This is a genomic window from Pseudomonas sp. Q12-87, from assembly GCF_001269755.1.
Classification (GTDB): Bacteria; Pseudomonadota; Gammaproteobacteria; order Pseudomonadales; family Pseudomonadaceae; genus Aquipseudomonas; species Aquipseudomonas fluorescens_S.
Genome location: NZ_LHVI01000004.1, coordinates 355,198 through 372,778, shown reverse-complemented (window position 1 = coordinate 372,778; position 17,581 = coordinate 355,198). Strand labels below are relative to the sequence as shown.

The 17,581-nt window shown below is 61.7% G+C and carries 15 protein-coding genes; 5 read left to right on the top strand and 10 right to left on the bottom strand.

The window, feature by feature from the left end:
• Positions 1–233: 233 nt before the first annotated feature.
• The 9 genes from AD663_RS02750 to bioB all read right to left on the bottom strand — a co-directional run bounded on the left by AD663_RS02750 (position 234) and on the right by bioB (position 10,759).
• Positions 234–2,030, bottom strand: a complete 1,797-nt coding sequence (locus AD663_RS02750; RefSeq protein ID WP_053213231.1) for an acyl-CoA dehydrogenase C-terminal domain-containing protein — start codon at positions 2,028–2,030, stop codon at positions 234–236.
• A 91-nt stretch (positions 2,031–2,121) separates the two neighbouring features.
• Complete coding sequence (locus AD663_RS02745) at positions 2,122–3,411, bottom strand: GGDEF domain-containing protein (RefSeq protein ID WP_003177651.1); 1,290 nt, start codon at positions 3,409–3,411, stop codon at positions 2,122–2,124.
• 253 nt (positions 3,412–3,664) lie between these two features.
• The gene (locus tag AD663_RS02740; protein ID WP_003177650.1) at positions 3,665–5,470 is read right to left on the bottom strand and encodes a phenylacyl-CoA dehydrogenase; all 1,806 of its coding nucleotides are present in this window, start codon (positions 5,468–5,470) and stop codon (positions 3,665–3,667) included.
• A 277-nt stretch (positions 5,471–5,747) separates the two neighbouring features.
• Positions 5,748–6,044, bottom strand: coding sequence for a hypothetical protein (locus AD663_RS02735; RefSeq protein WP_003177649.1), 297 nt, complete (start codon positions 6,042–6,044; stop codon positions 5,748–5,750).
• A gap of 122 nt (positions 6,045–6,166) precedes the next feature.
• Positions 6,167–6,847, bottom strand: coding sequence for a dethiobiotin synthase (bioD, locus tag AD663_RS02730; RefSeq protein ID WP_003177648.1), 681 nt, complete (start codon positions 6,845–6,847; stop codon positions 6,167–6,169).
• On the bottom strand, positions 6,844–7,656 hold the full coding sequence (gene bioC / locus AD663_RS02725) for a malonyl-ACP O-methyltransferase BioC (RefSeq protein WP_003177647.1): 813 nt from the start codon (positions 7,654–7,656) through the stop codon (positions 6,844–6,846). The genes bioD and bioC overlap by 4 nt, the downstream gene beginning before the upstream one ends.
• Entirely contained in the window at positions 7,649–8,380 is a 732-nt protein-coding gene (locus AD663_RS02720; protein WP_003177646.1) for an alpha/beta fold hydrolase, read from the bottom strand. The genes bioC and AD663_RS02720 overlap by 8 nt, the downstream gene beginning before the upstream one ends.
• Complete coding sequence (gene bioF, locus AD663_RS02715) at positions 8,373–9,551, bottom strand: 8-amino-7-oxononanoate synthase (RefSeq protein WP_003177644.1); 1,179 nt, start codon at positions 9,549–9,551, stop codon at positions 8,373–8,375. Before bioF ends, AD663_RS02720 begins: the two co-directional genes overlap by 8 nt.
• A gap of 152 nt (positions 9,552–9,703) precedes the next feature.
• The gene (gene bioB, locus AD663_RS02710; protein ID WP_053213230.1) at positions 9,704–10,759 is read right to left on the bottom strand and encodes a biotin synthase BioB; all 1,056 of its coding nucleotides are present in this window, start codon (positions 10,757–10,759) and stop codon (positions 9,704–9,706) included.
• A 90-nt stretch (positions 10,760–10,849) separates the two neighbouring features.
• Here bioB and AD663_RS02705 point away from each other — a divergent pair, with 90 nt between their 5' ends.
• From AD663_RS02705 to rarD, 5 genes are all read left to right on the top strand, one after another.
• Positions 10,850–11,590: a ComF family protein gene (locus AD663_RS02705; RefSeq protein ID WP_003177642.1), complete on the top strand. Its 741-nt coding sequence runs from the start codon at positions 10,850–10,852 to the stop codon at positions 11,588–11,590.
• Positions 11,591–11,647: 57 nt separating this feature from the next.
• Positions 11,648–12,412, top strand: a complete 765-nt coding sequence (locus AD663_RS02700) for a TOBE domain-containing protein (protein ID WP_003177641.1) — start codon at positions 11,648–11,650, stop codon at positions 12,410–12,412.
• 66 nt (positions 12,413–12,478) lie between these two features.
• Entirely contained in the window at positions 12,479–14,380 is a 1,902-nt protein-coding gene (locus AD663_RS02695; protein WP_003177640.1) for a PhoX family phosphatase, read from the top strand.
• Between the two features lie 214 nt (positions 14,381–14,594).
• Entirely contained in the window at positions 14,595–15,569 is a 975-nt protein-coding gene (locus AD663_RS02690; RefSeq protein ID WP_053213229.1) for a serine/threonine protein kinase, read from the top strand.
• A gap of 213 nt (positions 15,570–15,782) precedes the next feature.
• The gene (gene rarD, locus AD663_RS02685; RefSeq protein ID WP_003177638.1) at positions 15,783–16,670 is read left to right on the top strand and encodes an EamA family transporter RarD; all 888 of its coding nucleotides are present in this window, start codon (positions 15,783–15,785) and stop codon (positions 16,668–16,670) included.
• Positions 16,671–16,887: 217 nt separating this feature from the next.
• On the opposite strand, the gene AD663_RS02680 is transcribed toward rarD, so the two are convergent.
• Positions 16,888–17,406, bottom strand: coding sequence for a glycine cleavage system protein R (locus AD663_RS02680; RefSeq protein WP_003177637.1), 519 nt, complete (start codon positions 17,404–17,406; stop codon positions 16,888–16,890).
• Between the last annotated feature and the right edge of the window lie 175 nt (positions 17,407–17,581).

Here is a 17,581-nt window from a genome sequence, read left to right as displayed (position 1 = left end):
TCGCAGGATCTAAACAGTTGGTTCGTAAGATACGGTTTTCGCATGGGCCCGAGTGTACATCAACAACTTTTGCGACACATAGGGTCAACCAGTGACCATTTTGTTATTTTTAGTCACGACCAGGTTTTAGAGATCCATCGTGGCGAGGGCGCTTGCTCCCGCTGGGCTGCGTAGCAGCCCTTTTTTATGAATGATGCGCACACTCAAGCGGGAGCAAGCTCCCTCGCCACGCTTCAGAGCGCAAACAACTCCGCCGGCAGTTTCATCAGACAATCGCTTCCAGCTTCGACCGCAGCCCGATGGGCGCTCGTGCGTGGGAGCAGGCGCTTGAAGTAAAACTCACAGGTCGCCAATTTACCGCGGCATAGATCTTCGTCGCCTTGGCCACCGTCGAGTTGCGACTGGGCCACCAAGGCCATGCGCAACCACAGGTAGGCCAGGATGATGTAGCCGCTGTACATCAAATAATCCACGGAAGCGGCGCCGACCTCATCGGGATTCTTCATGGCAGCCATGCCCACCCGTGTGGTCAGCTCGCCCCATTGCTGGTTGAGCTCGTTGAGTTGCGCGACGTAATCCTTGAGCTGCGGATGTCCGGCATTCGCCGCGCAGAATTTATGGACGATTTTGGTAAAGCCACGCAGCAACTTGCCCTGGCTGCCCAGCACCTTGCGTCCCAGCAGGTCGAGGGCCTGGATCCCGTTGGTGCCTTCATAGATCGGCGCGATGCGGCAGTCGCGCACCAGTTGCTCCATGCCCCATTCGCGAATGAAACCGTGGCCACCGAACACCTGCATGCCGTGGTTGGTCACCTCAAGCCCGGTGTCGGTCATGAAGGCCTTGCAGATCGGTGTGAGGAACGCCAACAGATCTTCCGCCTCCTGACGGGCCGCCTCGTTCGCGTCCAGGTGCGCGGTGTCCAGCAACTGCGCGGTGAAGTACGTCAGCGCCCGGTTGCCTTCATTGAAAGCCTTCATGGTCAGCAACATCCTGCGCACATCGGGATGGACGATGATCGGGTCGGCGGCTTTTTCCGGCGCCTTGGGGCCAGTCAGCGAGCGCATCTGCAAACGGTCATGGGCATACTTGATCGCGCCCTGGAAACTCGCTTCCCCCAGGCACAGGCCCTGCATGCCGGTGCCGAGCCGGGCATGGTTCATCATGGTGAACATGCAGGTCAGGCCCTTGTTCGGCTCGCCGATGAGAAAGCCCCTGGCGTCGTCGAAGTTCAACACGCACGTGGCCGACGCCTTGATGCCCATCTTGTGCTCGATCGAGCCGCAGGAAACGCCATTGCGCTCCCCTGCCTCGCCGCGCGCGTCGGGCAGGAATTTGGGCACGATGAACAGCGAGATGCCTTTGGTCCCGGCCGGAGCATCCGGCAGCTTGGCCAGCAACAAGTGGATGATATTGTCGCTCATGTCGTGCTCACCGGCAGAGATGAAAATCTTGCTGCCGGAGATCGCATAGCTGCCGTCGGCCTGGGGCACGGCGCGTGTCTTGATGATGCCCAGGTCCGTGCCGCAATGGGCTTCGGTCAGGCACATGGTGCCGGTCCACTGGCCGGCGGTGAGTTTGTTCAGGTAGGTCTGTTTCTGCTCTTCGGTGCCATGGGCGTGGATGGCCGACATGGCGCCATGGGTCAGGCCCGGGTACATGCCCCAAGAAGTATTGCTGGAACCGACCATCTCGCTGATGACCAGGCCCAGGGAACTGGGCAAGCCCTGGCCGCCATAGGCCGGATCCGCCGCCAGCCCGTGCCAGCCGCCTTCCACGTATTGGGCGAAAGCCTGCTTGAAACCGGTAGGCGTGGTCACGACACCGTTATCGAAGTGGCAACCCTCCTCGTCACCGGAGCGATTGAGCGGCGCCAGCACGTTCTCGCAGAACCTGGCGCCTTCCTCCAGGATCGCGTTGATCATGTCCGGGCTGGCATCGCTGGCGCCCAGGGCGGCGTAACGGCCATGAAAGTCAAAGACATGATCGATCAAAAAGCGCATGTCGCGCAGGGGGGCTTTGTACTCGGGCATGGTGGTTTTCTCCGGTAGCAGATCGTTCCAACCTACTGCCGGTCACCGAGGCCCACAATCACAGTCCAGACGCTGAATGCGCCATCATCACTCAACCCGCGGCGGCTTCCATGCGCACCGCACCGCGGCGGTTCTGCCCAAAGGCAACTACGCAGTTACGCCCCGCGCCCTTGGCGTTGTAGAGCGCCTGGTCGGCGGATTTGAGCACTTCTTCGGGCGTGCGCTGCTCGAGGCGTTCCGCGACGCCGATGCTGACCGTCACCGAGACGCTGGACGCACCGGCCCCACCGCGACGCTGGCGTCCTTGTTGATCATCCTGGGGCCGGTTGTCGGGGTTGCGTAGCTGAATGCTGTAGGTCTCGATGGACTGGCGGATGACCTCCAGGTGAGGCATGCACTCATCAATGGTCTTGCCTGCAAACACCAACGCGAATTCCTCACCGCCGTAGCGATATGCCCTACCGCCGCCGCCGATTTTCGACAGTTTGCTGGCCACCAGGCGCAGCACTTGGTCACCCACGTCGTGACCGTGGGTGTCGTTGAATTTCTTGAAGTGGTCCACGTCGCTCATCGCCAGCACATAGTTGCGTCCCAGGCGTTGCATGCGCTCATTCAGTGCCCGTCGGCCCGGCAGACCGGTCAACTCGTCCCGGAAGGCCATCTGATAGGCCTCATGAGCGACTGCCGCTGCGATCATCAGCATCACCTGGCTGCACATGATGTTGAGGGTGAACGGCAGGATGAAGGTTTTAGGCAGCATCCAGAACAACCCCAGCAACCCCACCAGTTGCGCCGCGTGCAGTGGTCGGGGGTTGCGCCAATATTGCCAGGCCAGCAACAAAAACGCGGCGGCGAACATCGGGTAGGACAATTGGATCAGGCTCATCCAGGCGCCGTGCAACGCCGGCCAGCGGATCTCCGAAAGCCACAGCAGCAATGCCTGGGGAAAACTTTGCTCCAGGGCAAGGGCCACGCTGCCGAAGACCAGCAGCACCGCGAACCGCGCCACCATGTCCTGGAACAAATGGGTGCGCTCCTGCCATGCCGCGAACAGACCGAACAACAGCGGCAACAGCAGACAAACCAGATGGAACACCACCGCCGCGTCTTCGCGCACCTTGCCGTTGTCGCGGTAAAAATCGGTCTGGGTGTCCAGCAGGTAATAGGCGATGTACACCGTCACCATCAGAAACAGCTCGCGTTGGCGCCGATAGACCGCGCAATACGCACCGCCCAGCAACAACACCAGCGTAGGGAGGACGTTGAACAGCGAGGTGAAGAACACGTTGAGATCTTTGACGTAGGCAGCCGCAAGCCCCGCCAGCAACAGCAGCAATGAAGGTAGGAAATGGCTGAAACGTACAGCGGAAGAACGCGGCAAGGGTAAAGCTCCGACCCGGCTGATCAAAGATGGCATTGTGCCTGCTATTGGCGCAGTTACGCACGGGCGATGTGACAGATGTCACACTGCCATCGCTGTAACGGCCGAGGGACAGGTTTTTTTAGGGTGGAGCTTGATGAATATTGTTTCAGGATCACCACTGACCTCTGTGGGAGCGAGGGGATTTGTGGCGGGCATGAAAAAGCCGCCGCTTCCGAAGAAGCGGCGGCTTTTTCGAACAATCGCTTAAGGCTTAATAGCCCAGCGCGAAGTTTTCTTCTTTCATGTCCATCAGGTTGTTGGCGCCCGACAGCATGGTTGCTACGTGAGTGCGGGTACGCGGCAGGATGCGCTGGAAGTAGAAGCGCGCGGTCTGCAGCTTGGCGGTGTAGAACGCCTCCTCGGTGGTGCCGGCCGCGAGTTTTTCCGCTGCCAGGCGCGCCATGTCGGCCCAGAAATAGGCCAGGCAGGCGTAACCGGAGTACATCAGGTAGTCCACCGACGCCGCGCCGACTTCTTCGCGATCCTTCATGGCCGCCATCCCGACCTTCATGGTCAGTTCGCCCCATTCCTTGTTCAGCGCAGCCAGGGGTTCTACGAACTCCTTGACCGCGTCGTTGCCTTCATTGCTCTGGCAGAACTTGTGAACGATCTTGGTGAAGCCTTTGAGAGCCTCGCCTTGGGTCATCAGCACTTTGCGGCCCAGCAGGTCGAGGGCCTGGATACCAGTGGTGCCTTCGTACAGCATCGAGATGCGGCTGTCGCGAACGTTCTGCTCCATGCCCCACTCGGCGATGAAACCGTGGCCGCCATAGATTTGCACGCCATGGTTGGCCGATTCGAAACCGACTTCAGTCATGAAAGCCTTGGCGATCGGCGTCATGAACGCCAGCAGCGCATCAGCTTTCTTCTTCTCTTCCTCGTCCACGCCGTACTTGACGATGTCGACCTGCTTGGCAGTGAAGTACACCATCGCCCGGTTACCTTCGGCGAAAGCCTTCATGGTCAGCAGCATGCGGCGCACGTCAGGGTGCACGATGATCGGGTCGGCGGCCTTGTCCGGAGCTTTCGGGCCGGTCAGGGAACGCATTTGCAGGCGGTCACGGGCATATTTCAGGCCGCCCTGGAAACCGATCTCGGCGTGGGCAAGGCCTTGCAGCGCGGTGCCCAGGCGTGCGGTGTTCATGAAGGTGAACATGCAGTTCAGGCCCTTGTTCGCCGGGCCGATCAGGAAACCGGTGGCCGCGTCGAAGTTCATCACGCAGGTGGCGTTACCGTGGATGCCCATCTTGTGTTCCAGGGAACCGCAGCTCACCGCGTTGCGCTGACCGATGGTGCCGTCGGCGTTAGGCAGGAACTTTGGAACGATGAACAGCGAAATGCCCTTGGTGCCGGCCGGTGCGTCCGGCAGGCGCGCCAGGACGATATGGACAATGTTGTCGGCCATGTCGTGTTCGCCGGCCGAAATGAAAATCTTGGTGCCGGAGACTTTGTAGGAACCGTCGGCCTGAGGCTCGGCCTTGGTGCGCAGCATGCCCAGGTCGGTGCCACAGTGCGGTTCGGTCAGGCACATGGTGCCGGTCCATTCACCGGAGACCAGCTTGGTCAGGTAAGCCTCTTGTTGTTCGGGCGTACCGTGTTCGGAAATCGTATTCATCGCGCCATGGGACAGGCCCGGATACATGCCCCACGACCAGTTGGCTTCGCCGACCATCTCGCTGACCGCCAGGCCCAGGGACTCCGGCAGGCCTTGGCCGCCATGTTCCACATCGTGGGCCAGGCTTGGCCAGCCGCCTTCGACGAATTGCTTGTAGGCTTCCTTGAAGCCGGTCGGAGTCTTCACGCCGGATTCACTCCAGGTGCAGCCTTCGATATCACCCACGCGGTTCAGCGGAGCCAGCACCTGCTCACAAAACTTGGCGCCTTCTTCGAGAATGGCGTCAACCATGTCCGGAGTTGCGTCCTGGCAAGCCGGAAGGCTCTGATAATGCGCTTCGTAGCCGAGCAGTTCGTCACGAACGAAGCGAATATCACGCAAGGGGGCCTTGTAGTCAGGCATAGCGATAAACCTCTGCTGATGTAACCGGGAATGAACGACCGCGTGGATTTGTTGTAGCGGTCAAACAGTTGTTTGAAACATACGTTTACGCCCAAATCTTGTCAAGCGCCGATCTTTTGCCGTTCGTCATCGACTGGCAAAAAATGTCAGACACAGGAAATCCACCACGGTGAAGGATCCGCAATGCGCGTAGGAAAAGATTAGTTGAGCAACAGGACGTTAGAGACCAAAACGCCGCGGATAATCGCGGCGTTTTTGCAAATCTGGAAATACAAGATCAGGCAAACGTATCGATCAACGTCCCGAGCATTTCGTCGGATGCCTTGGCCACGTTCACGCCCAGTTGCACCTGGAACTTGCCTTGGGACATTTCGACCATGCTACTGGCCAGGTCCGATTGCTGGCTGCGATCCACCGAGCGCAGTCGATCAGCCTGTATATCGGACGACTGACTGGTGACCGAACGCTCGATCGTGGTGTTGGCGATCTGGCCAGCCGCCTGATCGACACGGTTCTGCCCTGTCTGAATCGTGCTCAGACCGGCATAGAACGCGGTGTTTCCTGAGATTTCCATGGCAGGGCTCGTCATCTTGAAGGGTCGACAGCGGTCATTGAATCAGAAGCCCTGGGAAAAGGCCCGACAAAAACCCTAATGGCACAGTGCCTTGTCATAGCCAAAACCTTGGCCCTGAACGATTAATCCAGCAGATCCAGGTGCAGATGCTCAGCCACGATGTCAGCAGTGATGCCCTTGATCCTCGGTACTCGCCCCAGACACGGCGCCGGGAGGCGCTCGGCCAGGGTGGCGAGGTTTTCTTCCAGGCGCGAGGTCTTGGGATCGATGATATTGGCGACCCACCCGGCCAGTTGCAGACCGTCCCGGGCGATGGCTTCGGCGGTCAGCAGGGCATGGCTGATGCACCCCAGGCGTACACCCACCACCAGAATCACCGGCAGGCCCAGGGCCATGGCCAGATCCGACAGGTTATCCTGATCGGCCAACGGTACCCGCCATCCTCCTGCGCCTTCAATCAGAGTGAAATCGGCCTTCAGGGCAAGCACGTCACGCATCGGCATCAGCAACGATTGCACCGTCAAGGCCACGCCGGCTTCCCGCGCCGCCAAGTGAGGCGCAATAGCCGGCTCAAATGCCAGCGGATTGACCTGCGCGTATTCAAGCGGCACCGAGCACTCAGCCAGCAACGCCAGGGCATCGGCGTTGCGCAGGCCCTTGGGGGTAACCTCGCAACCGGAGGCCACGGGTTTGCCGGCGGCGGTGCTCATGCCGGCCTGCCGAGCAGCATGCAACAGACCGGCCGCGACCGTGGTCTTGCCCACATCCGTGTCAGTGCCGGTAATGAAATAGGCCTGGCTCATAGCGGTTTCTCCAAGACGGCGTAGACCACTTGATAAGTCGCCGGCAGGCCCTGGGCCTGGCGGAATTGTTCATAAGCCTCGACCAGCTCCAGGATCCGCGCCCTGCCCGTCAACCCACCCGGTCGACCGGGGTTCAGATTATGCGCGCCCAAGGCTTTCAATTCGTGGGTCAGGCTGCGCACGTCGGGGTAATGCAATACATGGGGCCGCTGTTCAAGACTGACGACATCCAGGCCGCTGGCCGCGCACAGCTGTTGATACGTCTCGAACCCACGGAAACGGTTGACGTGCACCAGGCCATCTACCTGACGCCAGCTGTCGCGCAATTCGTACAACGTACCGACGCAGAGGCTGGCAAAGGCAAACACTCCGCCCGGCTTCAAGACACGGTGGGCCTCGCTCAGCACCGAGGCAAAATCCGCACACCACTGCACCGCCAGGCTGGAGAACACCAGGTCGCAACTCGACGCCTGCAAAGGCAACCGCTCCGCGTCCCCGGCGATGAAATACGCAGCGCCACCTTTTGGACGCGCATGGTCAAGCATGCCCTGGGCAATATCCAACGCCAGGCCGGTCGCCTCGCCGAAGCGCGCACCCAGGGCCCGGGTGAAATAACCAGTGCCGCAGCCCAGATCCATCCAGCGCGCGGGCTGCAGTGAAGCCGGCAACCGCTCGAGCAATCGCAGCCCCACATCGCGCTGCAATTCAGCCACGCTGTCATAGCTGGACGCGGCCCTGGAAAACGAGGCGGCAACCTGACGCTTGTCGGGCAAGGCGCCGGGCCATTTAGGAGCGGACAAATCAGTCATCACCGGACTCATGCAAAAAAGCCTGGATCGCCCCTGCCACACCGTGGGGGTCTTCCAGTAGGAATCCGTGGCCGGCCTGTTCGATCAGGCCGATTTCGACATCTGGCAGCAAGACCAGCAATTGACTCGCGGCTTCGGCCGGCACCAAGGCGTCGAGGCCGGCAAACAAATGCAGTTGCGGCCCTCGAAAACTCTGCAACGCGGCGCGAGTATCCAATTGCGCCAGCAGTTCCAGCCCTGCCATCAACACGTCGGGGGATGTACTTGGCGCCCCGGCCAGCAGCAACCGCGACAACCCGCGCGGATCGCTGCCGCCCTGGGCGCACAACAAACTGAACCGCTTGAGCGTCAGGCGTGGGTCGCCAGCGCAGCCGGCGAGAAAGCCGTCGAACGTTTCGCCCGCCATCGCGCTCGGCCACTGCTCATGAGCCACGAAGCACGGATTGCTGGCCAGAGTCAGCAGGCCACAGCAGCGCTCTGCGCGCCGTGCCGCCAGCGCCGAGGCCAACATGCCGCCCAGGGACCAGCCACCCAGCCAGGCGTCCTGGGGCACGCACGCATCCAGCTCTTCGAGCCATTCTTGCGGGTCGCTCGATGCCAGGGCCGGAAGCGGCTCGATTTCCACCCGCAGGTGTTCGTCCAGCCCCTGCAACGCCGCCGCCAGCGGCTCCAGCGGTGAGACCCCCAAGCCCCAACCGGGCAGCAGTATCAGTCGATCACGCATGACATGGCTCCGGCCCCAACAGGGCAAAACAATCGGACAATGCCGCTAACAGTCGTTGCACCTGGGCTTCGCTGTGGGCAGCCGTCAGGGTCACACGCAACCGGGCACTGCCAGCCGGCACGGTAGGCGGGCGAATGGCGGTAACCATCAGCCCTCGCTCGCGCAACATTTGTGACATCCGCATTGCCCGCCCCGCGTCGCCGATCACAATCGGCTGGATCGGCGTGAAACTGTCCATCAATTGCAGGCCGATCTGTTCGGCGCCGTGGCGGAACTGGCGGATCAACAATTGCAGATGCTCGCGCCGCCAATGCTCGCTGCGCAGCAGTTCAAGACTCTTGAGCGTCGCGCAGGCCAGCGCCGGTGGTTGGCTGGTGGTATAGATGTAGGGGCGCGCGAACTGGATCAAGCTCTCAATCAACTCCTCACTCCCGGCGACAAACGCACCGGCAGTGCCGAACGCCTTGCCCAGGGTGCCCACCAGCACCGGCACATCGTCCTGGTTCAAGCCGAAATGCTCGACGATACCGCCGCCATTGGCCCCCAGTGGACCAAAGCCGTGGGCATCATCGACCATCAACCAGGCGCCCTTGGCCTTGGCTTCGCGGGCCAGGGCCGGCAGGTCGGCAAGATCGCCGTCCATACTGAACACACCATCGGTAACGACCAGGGTATTGCCGGTGGCTTTCTCAAGACGGTTGGCCAGGCTTTGGGCATCGTTATGCAGGTAACGGTTGAAGCGCGCCCCGGACAACAACCCGGCATCGAGCAACGAGGCATGATTGAGCCGGTCTTCCAAAACCGTGTCGCCCTGCCCGACCAGCGCCGTGACCGCACCGAGGTTGGCCATGTAGCCCGTGGTGAACAGCAACGCCCGCGGGCGGCCAGTCAAATCAGCCAAGGCTTCTTCCAAGGCGTGATGGGGGCCGCTGTGGCCGATGACCAAATGCGAAGCGCCACCACCAACGCCCCAGCGGGCCGCCCCGGCGCGCCAGGCTTCGATCACCTGCGGATGGTTGGCCAGGCCCAGGTAGTCGTTGTTGCAGAACGCCAGCAACGGCTGGCCATCCACCACAACTTCTGGCCCCTGCGGGCTTTCAAGCAACGGGCGCTGGCGGTAGAGGTTTTCGGCACGACGGGCAGCCAGGCGTGCGGCGAGATCAAAGGGCATGCAGGCCTCGGGATGAATCATTATTTTGAAAACAATGAAATCCAATGTGGGAGCGGGCTTGCTCGCGAAGGGGTCATCACATTCAACATGTGTATTGACTGTTGCGCCGCCTTCGCGAGCAAGCCCGCTCCCACACTTGGTTTTGCATTGACTCAAACAGCCGCGTTATAGAACTGCGCGCTGCTCTTCTGCTCCACCAACGCCTGTTCAATCGCTGCCTGATGCACTTCATCGGCATGTTCCTCACGGGCTTCAGGCTGGATGCCCAGGCGTGCGAACAGCTGCATGTCCTTGTCGGCTTGCGGGTTGGCGGTGGTCAGCAGCTTGTCGCCGTAGAAAATCGAGTTCGCACCGGCCAGGAACGCCAGGGCCTGCATCTGTTCATTCATCGCTTCGCGGCCGGCGGAGAGGCGCACATGGGACTGAGGCATCATGATCCGCGCCACGGCGAGCATGCGGATGAAATCGAACGGATCGATGTCCTCGGCATTCTCCAACGGCGTGCCGGCAACCTTGACCAGCATGTTGATCGGCACCGACTCCGGATGCTCCGGCAGGTTGGCCAGCTGGATCAGCAGGTTGGCGCGATCGTCCAGGGACTCGCCCATGCCCAGGATGCCGCCGGAGCAGATCTTCATCCCCGAATCGCGCACGTAAGCCAGGGTTTGCAAGCGCTCGCTGTAGGTGCGGGTGGTGATGATGCTGCCGTAGAACTCTGGCGAGGTATCGAGGTTGTGGTTGTAGTAATCCAGGCCGGCCTCGGCCAGCGCTGCGGTCTGGTCCTGGTCGAGTCGACCGAGGGTCATGCAGGTTTCCAGGCCCATGGCCTTCACGCCCTTGACCATCTCCAGCACGTAAGGCATGTCCTTGGCCGACGGGTGCTTCCACGCCGCGCCCATGCAGAAACGGGTCGACCCGATGGCCTTGGCGCGCGCAGCCTCTTCGAGGACTTTCTGCACTTCCAGCAACTTCTCTTTATCCAGGCCGGTGTTGTAGTGACCGGACTGCGGACAATATTTGCAATCTTCCGGGCAGGCGCCGGTCTTGATCGACAACAGCGTGGAAACCTGCACGCGGTTGGCGTCGAAATGCGCGCGGTGCACGGTCTGCGCCTGGAACAGCAAGTCATTGAAGGGCTGGACGAAGAGTGCTTTGACTTCGGCCAAAGACCAGTCATGACGCAGGTTGGCAGTGGTGCTGGCGCTCATGGGCATTTCCTTGATTATGCTTGGCAGGCGCCTGGGATGCGTAATACCCACAGGCGCGACACGGATGTTCGGCATATTTAAGGAAGAGTCATGCGCTGTCAACCACGATACGAAGGACCGGTTTACATCTGGTTAAAAAACAAACAATTCTGCCTGCTCTGCGGGGACGCCACCGATACGCCACAACCGCTCTGCACCCCTTGTGAAAGCGAATTGCCCTGGCTCGGCGACCAATGCGAAGTGTGCGCCCTGCCGTTGCCCATGGCCGGGCTGCGCTGTGGACAATGCGCGGCACGGCCGCCGGCGTTCGAGCGGGTCCTGGCGCCCTGGGCCTATGACTTTCCGGTGGACAGCCTGATCACCCGTTTCAAGCACCAGGCGAAATGGCCCCTCGGCCGGCTCATGGGCGAGCTGTTGGCGCAGTCGCTGCAACATCATTTCGACGAAGGGCTGGAGCGGCCCGACGCGCTGGTACCGGTGCCCCTGGCCGCCCGGCGGTTGCGCCAGCGCGGGTTCAACCAAGCCACGCTGCTCGCCCGCTGGCTCAGCACTTCGCTGCAAATACCTTGCGAAGAGACCCTGCTGCGACGTACCCAGGACACCCCTGCCCAACAGGCACTCGATGCCAAAGCCCGGCAGCGGAACCTGTGCCAGGCCTTCGCCTTGGCCCCGAACGCGTCGGCGCAAAATCTACACTTGGCGCTGGTGGACGATGTGCTCACCACCGGCGCCACCGCCCAGGCGCTGGCCCGTTTGCTGCGCGAAGCCGGTGCCGCGCGGGTCGACGTGTATTGCCTGGCACGCACGCCAAAACCCGGCGAGCCGGCTTGACGCGCCGCGTCCAAGGCGCCAACGTCCGCTCATCGTCCCTTGCCGCAGTTGTCCGTCATGTCATTGCCCACGCTCCTGACCCAACACATCGTCCGGCGTCCACAACGCATCGCCCTGTTGCAGCACATCGCCGAACAGGGCTCCATCACTCGCGCCGCCAAGAGCGCGGGCTTGAGCTATAAGGCCGCTTGGGATGCCATCGATGAGTTGAACAACCTGGCGGACCAACCCTTGGTGGAGCGCAGCGTCGGCGGCAAGGGGGGTGGCGGCGCCAAGCTGTCGGAAGAAGGGCAACGCGTCCTGCGCCTGTATCAACGCTTGCAAACCTTGCAGGCCCAGCTGCTGGAGGCCAGTGAAGATGCCAATGACCTGGGCCTGCTAGGCCGCCTCATGCTGCGCACCAGCGCGCGCAATCAATTGCACGGCAAAATCCTCGCCATCGAGGCACAGGGACACAACGACCGGGTACGCCTGGAGCTGGCTCGGGGCTTGATCATCGAAGCCCAGATCACCCACGACAGCACCGTGCGCCTGGAACTGACCATCGGTACCGAAGTGGTGGCACTGATCAAGGCCGGCTGGCTGGAGTTGCACCCCGCCGAACCGTCGGCAAGATCGGCCATCAATTCGCTGCGAGGAACGATCGAGCAAGTCTGCGCCGCCGAAAATGGCCCCAGCGAAGTGCGTATCGGCCTGCCCAATGGCCAGACGCTGTGCGCCCTGGCGGACCCGCTTGAACTGCGCGAACGAAAACTGCGCGACGGTTCGGCGGTGCAAGTGGAGTTTTCCCCCACGAATGTGCTGCTCGGCACGCCGCTGTAGCGCGCTGCAACAATAGTTTCATCGACCCGCTTTATGGTGACTGCCAAAACCTGCAGGGAGCCTGAGATGAGCCTATTAGAAGAAAACCAATCCACCGACCTGGAAAAAATCGTCGGCCTGAGCCGCCGTGGATTCATCAGCGCCGGCGCCCTGTGCGGCGCGGCGATGTTCCTCGGCGGCAACCTGCTGAGTCGCAGCGTGCTGGCCGCCGCCGTGAGCGAGGGCAACAGCAGGCTGCTGGGCTTCGACGGCATCGCCGCCGCCACGACCGACACCCTCACGCTGCCGCCAGGTTATAAATCCTCGGTGCTGATCAGTTGGGGCCAGCCGCTGCAAAAAAACGCACCGGCGTTCGACCCCAGCGGCAACGGCACGGCACGCGCGCAGGAGATGCAATTCGGCGACAACAACGACGGCATGAGCCTGTTCCCGTTCCCCGGTGACAACAACCGGGCGCTGATGGCGATCAACAACGAATACACCAATTACCGCTACCTCTTTGCCCATGGCGGCCAGCCGCAGTCAGCTGAAGACGTGCGCAAGGCCCAGGCCAGTGAAGGCGTGTCGGTGATCGAGGTCGAGCGTCGTCGCGGCCAGTGGCAGTTCGTCCAGCAATCGCGCTACAACCGCAGGATCCACGGCAACACGCCGATTCGCCTGCGGGGCCCGGCGGCCGGTCACGAGCTGCTGAAAACCAGCGCCGACAAGAGTGGCAAGAAAGTGCTGGGGACCTTTCAGAACTGCGCCAACGGCATGACACCGTGGGGCACTTACCTGACCTGCGAAGAAAATTTCACCGACTGCTTCGGCAGCAGCAAGGCCGACCTGCAGTTCGACGAGGCGCAGAAACGCTACGGCGCCACCGTCACCAGCCGCGACATCAACTGGCACCTGTTCGACCCGCGCTTCGACTTGGCAAAGAACCCCAACGAACTCAATCGCCACGGCTGGGTGGTGGAAATCGATCCGTTCGATCCGGAGTCCACGCCGGTCAAACGCACCGCCCTAGGCCGTTTCAAACATGAAAACGCAGCGCTGGCCCAGACCAATGACGGTCGTGCCGTGGTGTACATGGGCGACGACGAACGCGGTGAATTCATCTACAAATTCGTCAGCCGCGAGCGCATCAACCACCGCAATGCCAAGGCCAATCGCAACCTCTTGGACCATGGCACCTTGTACGTGGCGCGCTTCGACGCCGGTGACAGCAACCCGGACCACCCCAAGGGCAAGGGCCAGTGGATCGAGCTGACCCACGGCAAGAATGGCCTGGACGCCAGCAGCGGTTTCGCCGACCAGGCGCAGATATTGATTCATGCACGCCTGGCCGCCAGCGCCGTGGGCGCCACGCGCATGGACCGTCCGGAATGGATCGTGGTCAGCCCGAAAGACGGCCAGGTCTACTGCACCCTGACCAACAACGCCAAGCGCGGCGAAGACGGCCAGCCGGTGGGCGGGCCGAACCCCCGGGCCAAGAACGTCTACGGCCAGATCCTGCGCTGGCGCACCGACCGCGACGATCACGCAGCCAAGACCTTCGACTGGGACCTGTTCGTGGTCGCCGGCAACCCGACGGTACACGCCGGCACGCCGAAGGCCGGTTCGTCCAACATCAACCCGCAGAACATGTTCAACAGCCCGGACGGCCTGGGCTTCGACAAGGCCGGCCGGCTGTGGATCCTCACCGACGGCGACGTCAGCAATGCCGGGGACTTTGCCGGCATGGGCAACAACCAGATGCTGTGTGCCGACCCCAACAGCGGTGAGATCCGCCGCTTCATGGTCGGGCCGGTGGGTTGTGAAGTGACCGGGATCAGTTTCGCGCCGGACCAGAAGGCCTTGTTCGTCGGGATCCAGCATCCTGGGGAAAACGGCGGTTCGACCTTCCCCGAGCATCTGCCCAACGGCAAGCCGCGGTCTTCGGTGATGGTGATTACTCGGGAAGATGGCGGGGTCATCGGCGCCTGATACTGGTTTGGGCCGGGGGCATGACACTTTGTGGCGAGGGAGCTTGCTCCCGCTGGGTTGTGCAGCGACCCCATCTTTATGGGCGCTTCGCACCCAAGCGGGAGCAAGCTCCCTCGCCACATAGTCCTGTGCAAGTCACACCAATCAATCCAGTCTGCTTTGCGCTACCATGCTGGGCCGGACGCGGCAGCCCTGCCGCTGCGCAGGAGTCAGCATGTCCCATCCGTTTGAAACCCTCACGCCCGATTTGGTGCTCGATGCCGTTGAAAGCATTGGCTTCCTGAGCGACGCCCGTGTGCTGGCTCTCAACAGCTACGAGAACCGCGTCTATCAGGTCGGCATCGAAGACGCCGAGCCGCTGATTGCAAAGTTCTATCGCCCGCAGCGCTGGACCGACGAAGCGATCCTGGAAGAACACCGCTTTACCTTCGAGCTGGCCGATTGCGAAGTGCCGGTAGTCGCGCCATTGATTCATAACGGCGCCAGCCTGCACGAACATGCCGGGTTTCGATTCACGCTGTTTCCCCGTCGCGGTGGCCGCGCGCCGGAACCGGGCAACCTTGACCAGCTCTATCGCCTCGGGCAATTGCTCGGGCGCCTGCACGCGGTGGGCGCCAGTCGCCCGTTCGAGCATCGCGAGGCACTGGGCGTTAAAAATTTCGGCCACGACTCGCTTGCCACCGTGCTCGAAAGCGGTTTCGTACCGCGCAGCCTGCTGCCAGCCTACGAGTCAGTGGCACGGGACCTGCTCAAGCGTGTCGAGGAGGTCTACGCCGCCACGCCCCACAAAAACATCCGCATGCACGGCGACTGCCATCCCGGCAACATGATGTGCCGCGACGAGGTGTTCCACATCGTCGACCTCGACGATTGCCGCATGGGTCCGGCGGTGCAGGATTTGTGGATGATGCTTGCGGGTGATCGCCAGGAATGCCTCGGGCAATTGTCGGAACTGATGGACGGTTATCAAGAGTTCCACGACTTCGACCCGCGAGAGCTGGCATTGATCGAACCGCTGCGGGCCTTGCGCCTGATGCATTACAGCGCCTGGCTGGCACGGCGCTGGGATGACCCGGCCTTCCCTCGCAGCTTCCCGTGGTTCGGCAGCGAACGGTACTGGGGCGACCAGGTATTGGCGCTGCGCGAACAATTGGCGGCGCTGAATGAAGAGCCGTTGAAGTTGTTTTGATCAAGCTGCAGCAAACCCCTTGTGGGAGCGGGCTTGCTCGCGAAGGCGGAGTGACATTCAGAACTCATGTCGACTGACACACCGCCTTCGCGAGCAAGCCCGCTCCCACAGATGAATCCTCGGTGGGCCAAGATGCCTACAAAGGTTCGCAGCACAACCTGACAAATCTCCTTACAATCACACCTTTGTTAGCTGCCTAAGCAAGGACTCTGCATGCAAGCCGCCAACCCGCGTCGCGGGTACATCCTGGGCCTGAGCGCCTATATCATCTGGGGCCTGTTCCCGATCTATTTCAAAGCCATCGCCAGCGTGCCCTCCGTGGAAATCATCATCCATCGGGTGCTGTGGTCGGCGCTGTTCGGCGCGGCGTTGCTGATGGTCTGGAAGCACCCGGGCTGGTGGCGCGAGCTGCGGGACAATCCGCGTCGCCTGGCGATCCTGGCCTTGAGCGGCACGCTGATCGCCGCCAACTGGCTGACCTACGTCTGGGCGGTGAATAACGAACGCATGCTCGAAGCCAGCCTGGGTTACTACATCAACCCGCTGGTGAACGTATTGTTGGGCATGCTGCTGCTGGGCGAGCGGCTGCGACGCATGCAATGGCTGGCGGTCGTGTTGGCGGCGGTCGGCGTGGCGCAGCAGGTCTGGCAAGTGGGCAGCCTGCCGTGGGTGTCGCTGGTGTTGGCGCTGACCTTCGGTTTCTATGGCTTGATCCGCAAGCAGGCGCCGGTCAAGGCTTTGCCGGGGCTGGTGGTGGAAACCTGGATGCTGGTGCCTATCGCCATTGCCTGGTTGCTGTTCAACCCGACGGCCACCAGTGCCCAGGCAGCTTTCTGGACCACTTCCGAAGCCTGGTGGCTGGTGGCGGCCGGCCCCGTGACGCTGGTGCCGTTGGTGTGTTTCAACGCCGCAACACGGCATTTACCCTACACTACCATCGGCTTTCTCCAGTACATCGCGCCGACGCTGGTGCTGCTGCTCGCCGTGATGCTGTTCGGCGAGCATTTGTCGTCCAGCACGTTGGTGGCGTTCCTGTTTATCTGGGCCGGGCTTGCGGTGTACAGCATCGACGCGGTGATCAGCATGCGCCGCCGCAGCTGATCAAAAAACACCCAACCCTCTGCAGGCAACGGCTAGCGTGGCCTGCATCGATCCTTCCCAAGGTTATCCACAACCTGATCCCCGCCGTTTGTGCACAAGCCCTTGAAAACTGATGTTTTTTTGATCATCGCTCGCTGAGGCCCGGCGGACGTGGGCTGGCGCGGAGTCTCTACAGGTTATCCACAGGCAGGCGATGGTTTTCCTTGGATAACCTGGGTCACGCTTCGTCGCTGATCTTGAGCTCCACCATCAATTCATCGGCCAGGGTTTCCAGGCGCTCCTGCAAGGTGTCCAGCGAAAGAGTCAACGGCACGCCCAGGATCGCTTCGGCGTGAAACAGCAACTCACTGCTCATCGGTGCCGGCCGAACATGAGTCACCAACCGCTCGACGTTCACGCCCTGCTCGCTCAGCAAACGAGTGATGTCACGCACGATGCCAGGACGATCGTTACCCACCAATTCCATAGTGATGGGTTTCCAACTGCAGGATTCTGCCACTGCGCTTTCGGCAATCAACACGCGAATGCCGTGGGCCGATAGCCCCTGCAAGGCTTCAATCAACTCTTCATGGGATTCGGCCGGGGCGCTCAGGCGCAAGATCCCGGCAAACTGCCCAGCCAGGCGCGACATGCGACTTTCCAGCCAGTTACCGCCGTGCTCGGCGATGCAATCAGCGATGCGCTCGACCTGCCCGGGCCGGTCCGGGGCGAAAACAGTGATGACCAGATGGTCCATGGCATAGCCCTCTCGTTGTGGAAGAAACAGTATAGGCAAGCCATGAATCGGCACCGCCCTGCTTTCGTGGCGAGGAGCTTGCTCCCGCTGGGCTACGCAGTAGCCCCCCTAAATAGGGGAGCGCTTCGCACTCCAGCGGGAGCAAGCTCCCTCGCCACGGTAAATGTGTACATTA